This window comes from Methanobrevibacter sp. (assembly GCF_030539555.1).
Lineage (GTDB): Archaea > Methanobacteriota > Methanobacteria > Methanobacteriales > Methanobacteriaceae > Methanocatella.
In genome coordinates this window covers 1-8410 of sequence record NZ_JAUNXX010000061.1, presented here as the reverse complement: position 1 = coordinate 8410, position 8410 = coordinate 1, and the positions used below count along the sequence as shown (strand labels likewise).

General features: G+C 36.0%; 10 protein-coding genes. All 10 read left to right on the top strand.

Translation table 11 applies throughout. The features are described 5' to 3' along the window. The first annotated feature begins 129 nt into the window (after positions 1 to 129). Entirely contained in the window at positions 130 to 345 is a 216-nt protein-coding gene (gene gatC, locus Q4Q55_RS08700) for an Asp-tRNA(Asn) amidotransferase subunit GatC (protein WP_303372423.1), read from the top strand. A gap of 11 nt (positions 346 to 356) precedes the next feature. Continuing rightward, positions 357 to 842, top strand: coding sequence for an amino acid-binding protein (locus Q4Q55_RS08695; protein WP_303372422.1), 486 nt, complete (start codon positions 357 to 359; stop codon positions 840 to 842). Positions 843 to 850: 8 nt separating this feature from the next. Beyond that, positions 851 to 1870, top strand: coding sequence for a homoserine dehydrogenase (locus Q4Q55_RS08690; RefSeq protein WP_303372421.1), 1020 nt, complete (start codon positions 851 to 853; stop codon positions 1868 to 1870). A 29-nt stretch (positions 1871 to 1899) separates the two neighbouring features. Then, on the top strand, positions 1900 to 3111 hold the full coding sequence (locus tag Q4Q55_RS08685; protein ID WP_303372420.1) for a cofactor-independent phosphoglycerate mutase: 1212 nt from the start codon (positions 1900 to 1902) through the stop codon (positions 3109 to 3111). Then, entirely contained in the window at positions 3111 to 3746 is a 636-nt protein-coding gene (locus tag Q4Q55_RS08680; protein ID WP_303372419.1) for a flavodoxin family protein, read from the top strand. Before Q4Q55_RS08685 ends, Q4Q55_RS08680 begins: the two co-directional genes overlap by 1 nt. A 70-nt stretch (positions 3747 to 3816) precedes the next feature. Next, positions 3817 to 5181, top strand: coding sequence for an MATE family efflux transporter (locus tag Q4Q55_RS08675; RefSeq protein WP_303372418.1), 1365 nt, complete (start codon positions 3817 to 3819; stop codon positions 5179 to 5181). Then, complete coding sequence (locus Q4Q55_RS08670; protein WP_303372417.1) at positions 5181 to 5588, top strand: GNAT family N-acetyltransferase; 408 nt, start codon at positions 5181 to 5183, stop codon at positions 5586 to 5588. The genes Q4Q55_RS08675 and Q4Q55_RS08670 overlap by 1 nt, the downstream gene beginning before the upstream one ends. Before the next feature lie 183 nt (positions 5589 to 5771). Beyond that, the gene (locus tag Q4Q55_RS08665) at positions 5772 to 6548 is read left to right on the top strand and encodes an alpha/beta hydrolase family protein (protein ID WP_303372416.1); all 777 of its coding nucleotides are present in this window, start codon (positions 5772 to 5774) and stop codon (positions 6546 to 6548) included. Positions 6549 to 6558: 10 nt separating this feature from the next. After that, positions 6559 to 6918 (top strand): hypothetical protein, encoded by a 360-nt coding sequence (locus tag Q4Q55_RS08660; protein WP_303372415.1) that lies wholly within the window; start codon positions 6559 to 6561, stop codon positions 6916 to 6918. A gap of 49 nt (positions 6919 to 6967) precedes the next feature. Beyond that, positions 6968 to 8410: glutamine hydrolyzing CTP synthase (gene pyrG, locus Q4Q55_RS08655; RefSeq protein WP_303372424.1), on the top strand; the 1443-nt coding region annotated here is incomplete at its 3' end.

Below are 8410 nucleotides of genomic sequence, written 5' to 3'. Positions count from 1 at the left end.
AACATAAAAAATGAAAAAGAAAAAAATCACACAAGTTTTTGAAAGTGCCCAATAGTTTCCAATCTTTAACTTTATTAATATTGAAAAACAAAATAATTATATTATTAATTACTTAGGAGTTTTTATTTTATGACAATCGAAAAAGATGCTGAAGACATTATAGAAAAATTCTCAAAAATATTAGAAGACATTCCGGATTCAGATGAAACCTGGTACATTACTGATAATTTGAATTTAACACGTGAAGACAACTCTCAAGAGAAAAATCCTGAAAAAATATTAAGAAATGCAAAAATCGATAAAGATGGAAATCTTGTTGTTAAAAGAGCAGATTGGACTAATTAAGAGGGATTCATATGAGAATGGACTTAGTTCTAGAACTTTTAGATGTTCCTGGACAGTTAGTTAAAGTATTGGAACCGATAAGTGGTCTTGGTGCTAATTTAGTAACTGTAATTCACAAAAGGGACTATAAAAATGATAATGGTAAAGTTCCGGTTCAGCTTACTTTGGAAGGCGAACAGGAGGACTTGATTAATGTAGTCAACAGATTTGAAGATTTGGGGTTCTCCATCATTGAAATGGATGGTGTCGTTAAAAAAGAAAAAATAAGCACTATTTTATTTGGACATATTGTTGACCAGGACTTAAGGGATACAATGGACAGAATCAATGCACTTGAAGGTATTTTAATCGTTGCATTTGATATTAAATTAAATGGAGAGGAAAAATCTACTGCATTGATTAATATCGAAGCAGATATTGGAAAAAAACAAGTTTTATTTGAGAGAATTACAGAAATTGCTGAAGAAAAGGATTTACTTGTGATTAATGAAGTTTAGGGATTATTATGGATGAATGTAAAGTTATTATTATGGGATTTGGATCAGTAGGTCAGGGTGTGGCCAATGCAATTTCCATGAAAAAAGATTTGATTAAAGATAAAACTGGTGTGGCTGTAAAGGTAGTAGCGGCTGCTGACTCATCTACATCTGCAATATCACAAGATGGATTGGATGAGAAATTACTTGTTGAAACTAAAAAGAATAAAGGAAAACTGTCAGCCTATCCGGAATTTGGATGCGATATAAGTGGTGCAGATGTTTTGGACGCTGTTGAATATGATTGTCTTATAGAAGCGACTCCTACTAATATTATTGATGCAGAACCTGCATTTTCACTAACTTTAAAAGCATTTGAACAAGGTAAAGATGTTGTAACTTCAAACAAAGGACATTTGGCACTCAAATTCAAAGAGGTTGTAGGTGCTGCTGAAGCTGCAGGTGTGGAATTTAAGTATGAAGCCAGTGTCGGAGGATCCATGCCGATTATCAATTTCACTAAAGAAACTCTTTCATCATGTGAAATCAAATCAATAAAAGGTATCTTAAACGGCACTACAAATTATATTTTATCAAGAATGACTTCAGAAGGCTCAGCTTATGATGTCATACTTAAGGAATCTCAGGAGTTGGGAATAGCTGAAACAGACCCTACTCAGGATGTTGAGGGTATTGATACAGCATGTAAAACTGTAATACTTGCAAATTCACTTCTGGGAATTGATGCAACCTACAGTGATGTTAAAGTTAAAGGAATATCAGATATAAGTGCTGAAGCCATTGAACTTGCTAAAAAGGATGATTATCTAATCAAACTAATAGCTGAAGTGTCTCCTGAAAACTTACAGGTCTCTCCTCGTTTGGTTAAAAGGGGAAGTTCCTATGATGTAAGTGGAACTTTAAATATGGCCACAATCAAAACAGACCTTGCTGATGAGATTTCTGTAATTGGACTTGGAGCAGGTTCTCTTGAAACTGCTTCTGCGATGTTGACTGATTTAATTAGTATTTTAAAAAATAAAAACTAATTAAATATTTTTTTACTTTTTTTGATAATATGAAATACGTAATTTTTATCCCTGATGGGGCAAGCGATTATCCGATTGATGAACTAGATGGAAAAACTCCATTGATGGTGGCGAACACTCCAAATATTGACAAATTAGCCAAAGCCGGGTTCGGTGGATTTACAAATAATGTGCCTGAACAGTACACTCCGGGTTCTGATGTAGCTAACATGAGCATTTTTGGATATAATCCTGCAGATTACTATACTGGCCGTGGACCATTAGAAGCAGGCAGTGAAGGAATTCCAACAACACCTAAAGATGTGATATTCAGATGCAACACCATATTCAGTGAAAATGATGCAATGGATGACTTTAACGCAGGCCATATCTCAACCGCTGAAGCTGATGAGCTAATGAAAGGATTAAACGAGTATTTCATCCAAAAATATCCCGATTTTAAAGGAAAATTCTATACTGGCGTAAGTTATAGGCATTTATTCATCTACTCCTGTGACAGTATAGAAGATGCGGAAACATTATCAGGCATTCAAACAATGCCTCCACATGACATTGTAGGTGAAAAGTTATTGGATAACCTATTTGGTGACTGTGAAATGGCAGAGGAAATTCAACAGATAATGTTTGAATCAAGAGAGTATCTGAAAAATGCCGATGTTAACCAAAAAAGGGAAATCCCTGCCAATATGGTGTGGTTATGGGGACAAGGTGTAACACCTGAGTTACCTAACTTTAAGGAAACTTACGGCATCACAGCATCTGTAATAACAGGTGTGGACCTGCTTAAGGGAATCGGAAACTTCGCTGGAATGAATATTGTAAATGTACCCGGAGCTACCGGATACTTTGACACAGATTATAAAGCAAAAGGTGAGTATGGAATTGAAGCTTTAAAAGAAACTGATCTGTTATTGATTCATATAGAAGCGCCTGATGAAGCAGGGCATGCTCAAAACATAGAAGAAAAAGTCAAAGCTATTGAAAGAATTGATGAATTTATAGTTGGCCCGATTATTGATAGTTTGGAAGGCGAGGACTTTAGAGTGGCAATATTGCCTGACCATCCAACCCCAATTGATGTTGGAACACATACACGCGATGATGTACCTTTGGTAATTTACGATTCATCACGCGAAGGCGACGAATGCGAATCATTTGATGAGGAAGGCGTGAAAGATGGGTCTCTAGAAAACAGAAAAGGTCATTTATTAATTAAAAGGCTAATAAACGGTGATTATTGATGAAAGTTATTTTGGTGAATGGGAGTCCTAACAAAAACGGATGTACTTACACAGCATTAACGGAAGTTGAAAAAACCTTAAACGAGGAAGGAATAGAAACAGAAATATTCTGGATTAAAACAAAACCAATAACAGGTTGCATTGCTTGTATGAAATGCAGCGAAAAAGGAGAATGCACATTTGACAATGATGTTGTAAATGAATTTGTCAAAAAGGCATATGATGCCGATGCATTTGTATTCGGTTCACCTGTATACTATGCAGGTGCAAACGGATCTGTGGTTTCATTTTTAGACCGGGCATTTTACTCAAACTCTCATGGTGATGCTGGAAAAGCGTTTAAACACAAGCCTGGAGCAGTAATATGTTCTGCAAGGCGTGCGGGCACTACTTCAACTTATGATCAGTTAATCAAATATTTGGGAATTTCTCAGATGCCTATAGTTTCCTCTTATTATTGGAATATGGTTCATGGAAACACTCCTGAAGAAGTCCTTCAGGATGAGGAAGGACTGTCCACTATGAGGCAGTTAGGTCATAATATGGCATTCTTATTAAAATGTCTTGAAGCCGGTGCTGAAAAAGGTTTAAATTTAACTGAAGAGCCTAAAGCACGTACAAACTTCATAAGGTAATTTTTTACCTTCAAATTATTTTTTTTGGAATAGGTTTAGAGTTTCCAATTGACCAGTTTTTTTTGATATTATGAATGTTGGCGATTTAATTAAAACTCCTGAAGGTTATTTGTATTCAAACCGGGCATTGCTTGCCCTATTCATTCCACTTTTAATTGAATATGGTCTGGAATTCTTTGTGGGTCTGGCTGATTCAATAATGGTGGCGTCATTAGGTGAAGCTGCAATTTCGGGAGTTTCATTGGTTGACTTTTTAGTTCAACTGCTCATCTTTTCTTTTTCGGCTTTGGCGACTGGTGGTGCAGTTGTAGCCGGACAGTATTTGGGCGATAGTCAGATTGAAAAAGCGCAGGACTCAGCAACACAATTGATATGGTTTTCAACTATTTTGTCCACGCTTTTAATGATTGCAGTTGTCCTGTTGAGGCAAGTTCTAATCGGCCTGCTATTTGGACAGATTGAAGCTGACGTTTGGGCAAATGCAGATATGTATCTATACATTGTAGCATTATCCATTCCATTTCTGGCAATTTATAATGCTGGAGCTGCCATTTTCAGGACAACCAATAATGCATCCCTGCCGATGAAAATATTGTTGGTTTGTGATGTTTTAAATGTTATAGGCAATGCAATCTGCATCTATTATTTGGGATGGGATGTTCGCGGTGTGGCTATTCCAACAGTGATTTCAAGAGCGCTGTCTGCGATTCTGATTTTGTACTTTGTTGTTGATGAAGACTACAAACTGCACATCAAAAGGAATTTGAAACATAAATTTGACTTTTATATTCTCAGAAAAGTCCTGCAGGTTGGAATCCCATACGGTGTAGAAAATGGACTTTTCCAGCTTGGAAGGGTTCTGGTTTTGAGTTTGGTTTCAACATTCGGAACAATGGCGATAGCCGCTAATTCAGTTGGATATGCAATAGGGATATTTTCAGTCCTACCCGGTTTTGCTATTAATCTGGGGCTGACTGCAGTAATATCAAGATGTGTAGGTGCAAATGACTACGAACAAGCAAGATATTACAACAAAAAATGTCTGGTTATTGTGATTGTTTCACATATTGTTATAAACCTGCTGATTTTTGCAGGATTGCCGTTGATATTGGGAATATACAATCTGTCAGCTCAAACGGCTGCAATGACAACTGAAATGGTTATATGGCATGGAATATTTGCAATAATAATCTGGCCAGTATCATTCACATTGCCATCTACATTTAGGGGTGCAGGTGATTCAAAATCAGTAATGTACATCAGTTTGGCAGTAATGTTTACTTGCAGAATCGCGTTGTCCTATGTAATAGCCGACTGGATGGGTATTGGAGTATTCGGAACTTGGATTGCAATGTTTATTGACTGGTATGTTAGGGCAGGAATTTATATTTACAGATATTTTTCAAATAAATGGACAGAATATAGGGTGGTTTAATGGCGGAAATTGTATATAAAGAAATTCATGAATTCAAAAAAGAGGATTTGCAGGATCTTTTTTTATCTGTGGAGTGGTCATCAGGCCATTTTCCGGATAAACTCCAGATTGCAATGAGAAACTTTGAAACTGTAATTTCTGCATGGGATAATGAAAAATTGGTTGGCATGATATGTGCAATGGATGATGGAATAATGACAGCTTACATCCATTATCTGTTGGTGAATCCGGAATATCAGGACAAAGGAATAGGAAAACATTTAGTAAATAAAGTCAAAGATATCTACAAGGATTATCTGAGAATAGTCGTTGTCGGATATGATGAAGAGGTTGGTTTTTATGAAAACTGCGGATTCGAAAAGGCAGAAGATGCAAGTCCTCTTTTCATAACTGACCTGTGGACTTGAGGTGTTAATATGATTGAAAATGAAGATATTTTTAACAAATTAGTATGATTAGTAAATTTAAATGATGCACATTTTAAAGTAATTTTGGACAATCAGAATCTGATTTTAAAAAATCAGGAACTTTTATTTAAGGAATTTAAAAAAATAAATGAAAAATTGGATAAATTATAAGCAGGTGCTTTAATGGTATTGTTTAGAGGGGATGTGAAGTGTAAAAGCCTGCAGAGGCGAACATCAATAAGTGTTATTCTCCCATCTGATAATATTCATTTCTTGCAGGACACGGAAGAAATAGTACCTCAACCATATAAAACATTATATCTGCTGCACGGATTATATGGCAGTGATGATATATTTCTGGCCAATACATCTATTCAGAAATTTGCAGAGGATAATGGGATTGCTATTGTAATACCATGTGGAGAAAACAGTTTCTATGTTGATAATGTCAAGGCTCATGCTTATTATGGACAGTATGTCGGCCAGGAACTTCTGGATATTACAAGAAACATATTTCCACTTTCAGATAAACGTGAAGATACTTTTATTGCGGGTTTTTCAATGGGAGGATATGGAGCTATTCGAAACGGTTTGAAATACTCTCAAAACTTCTCGAAAATTGGAATGATTTCAGCGGCTTTAATCACTGATGATATTGCCGGTTATAGTAGTGACGATAATGTGCTTCGCTCAAAAGAATTTTATGAATCCGTTTTCGGCAACTTAGATAATTTGAAAGGTTCGGATTCAGATCCGAAAGCATTGATTGAAAAATGCGATGATATTCCTGATATTTACATGGCATGTGGGGATAATGACTTCTTATTGGATAAGAATATTGATTTTTATGATTTTTTGATTTCCAAGGGAGCTGACTGTAAGTTCGTAAAAGATTCCGGAGAGCATACCTGGGAATTTTGTGATAAACATATTAAAGAATTCATTAAAACATTGATTTAGTTGTGATAATATGAAATGTCCAAACTGTGGCAGTGAACTGGATGAAGATAACTACTGTAGTTATTGTATGGAATTTATCAATGACCTGGATTTTGATTCAGATGATAATTATGATTATGATTTTGATTCCATGGTAAACAATGGTGATGAAATTTGCCTGAATTGCACTTACTGGTCTGTCAGTCCATATGGTGCGGCTCACGGCATGGTTTGCAGACGGGGCTATATGACAGAAGGCCCTGGGGATTCCTGCAGTGAATTTGTTCAGGAGCATCATTTTGCAAACTATGGTGATAGTGGCCAGTATCAGTTTAATGAGACTGGAAGGGCTATTTCAAATAAGTTGTATCATTGGAAAAATAATCGATAACAACTTTTTTTCTTTTCTATTTATATAGCGAATTAAATTTTTATATACAATAAACAACTTAAATTATAAATGTAGTTTTAAATTTAAGGAGAGGATTTATCTGACAAAATATATTATTATAACTGGTGGGGTTGTAAGTTCCATAGGTAAAGGTATCACATCTGCATCTATGGGAAGGATTTTAAGATCATATGGTTTAAAAGTTTCAGCAATTAAAATAGACCCTTATCTAAACTGGGATTCCGGAACACTCAATCCGTATCAGCATGGGGAAGTGTTTGTAACTCATGATGGTATGGAAACCGATTTGGATTTGGGGCATTATGAAAGATTCCTGGATGTTGAACTTGATGGGATAGCAAACATCACCACTGGAAAAGTTTATGAATCTGTTATCGCTAAGGAAAGAGAAGGCGGATACTTAGGTGAATGTGTACAAGTAATCCCTCATATCACCAATAGAATTAAAGAAATGATTAGGGAAAATTCAGAACGCTCTGATTATGATGTGGTTTTAGTTGAACTTGGCGGTACCGTTGGAGATATTGAAAGTCAACCTTTCCTCGAGGCTTTAAGACAACTTAGAAATGAAGAAGGACGTGAAAACGTCATGTTTGTCCATGTTACATTCATCCCCTACCTGAATGCAGCTGGCGAATTTAAAACTAAACCAACACAACATTCAACAAAAGAATTAAGAAGTGTCGGTATAAATCCTGATGTTATAGTCTGCAGATCACAGGAGCCTATTGATGATGCATTAAGAGGAAAAATAGCTCACTTCTGTGATGTGGATGTAAATGCTGTAGTGAACACCCCTGATGCAGGCACAATTTATGAAGTGCCTTTGGTTTTAGACGAGAAGGATATCGGTGAGTTTATTATCAGCAGAATTGGTTTGGATATTGAGGCGGACTCTTCTAAATTGGATGAATGGAGAGAAATAGTAAAATCCCTTAAAACTACCGAACCTGAAGTTACTATTGGTATTGTGGGCAAATATGTTGAACTTGAAGATTCATACATCAGTATTCGTGAATCTTTACTTCATGCAGCGGCCAGTACTGGTGTAAAGGCAAATATAAAATACTTAAGTTCAGATGTTGAAGAACTCGACCAGAAAGCTTTGGCCGGTTTTGACGGTATTTTAATTCCTGGCGGATTTGGTGAAAGAGGTTTTGAAGGTAAATTGGATGCAGTTGATTATGCAATAGAAAATAATGTACCTTTATTTGGAATCTGTCTTGGAATGCAGTCCATGGTAACTCAATTTGCAAGAAGAAACGGTTATCCTAATGCAAACAGTTCCGAATTTGATGATAATCTTGAATTCCCTGTTATTGACATGATGGAAGAGCAGAAGAAAATCAAAAACATGGGAGGAACTATGCGTTTGGGATCTTATGATTGTAAAATTATCGAATCAACAAAAACTCATGAAGCCTATGGTAAAATTGACATCGAAGAACGTCACAGACATAGATATGAGTTT

Excerpts from the sequence above, each read along its gene's own strand:
- gatC (WP_303372423.1), top strand. The coding sequence starts at position 130 with ATGACAATCGAAAAAGATGCTGAAGACATTATAGAAAAATTCTCAAAA.
- Q4Q55_RS08695 (WP_303372422.1), top strand. The coding sequence starts at position 357 with ATGAGAATGGACTTAGTTCTAGAACTTTTAGATGTTCCTGGACAGTTA.
- Q4Q55_RS08690 (WP_303372421.1), top strand. The coding sequence starts at position 851 with ATGGATGAATGTAAAGTTATTATTATGGGATTTGGATCAGTAGGTCAG.
- Q4Q55_RS08685 (WP_303372420.1), top strand. The coding sequence starts at position 1,900 with ATGAAATACGTAATTTTTATCCCTGATGGGGCAAGCGATTATCCGATT.
- Q4Q55_RS08680 (WP_303372419.1), top strand. The coding sequence starts at position 3,111 with ATGAAAGTTATTTTGGTGAATGGGAGTCCTAACAAAAACGGATGTACT.
- Q4Q55_RS08675 (WP_303372418.1), top strand. The coding sequence starts at position 3,817 with ATGAATGTTGGCGATTTAATTAAAACTCCTGAAGGTTATTTGTATTCA.
- Q4Q55_RS08670 (WP_303372417.1), top strand. The coding sequence starts at position 5,181 with ATGGCGGAAATTGTATATAAAGAAATTCATGAATTCAAAAAAGAGGAT.
- Q4Q55_RS08665 (WP_303372416.1), top strand. The coding sequence starts at position 5,772 with ATGGTATTGTTTAGAGGGGATGTGAAGTGTAAAAGCCTGCAGAGGCGA.
- Q4Q55_RS08660 (WP_303372415.1), top strand. The coding sequence starts at position 6,559 with ATGAAATGTCCAAACTGTGGCAGTGAACTGGATGAAGATAACTACTGT.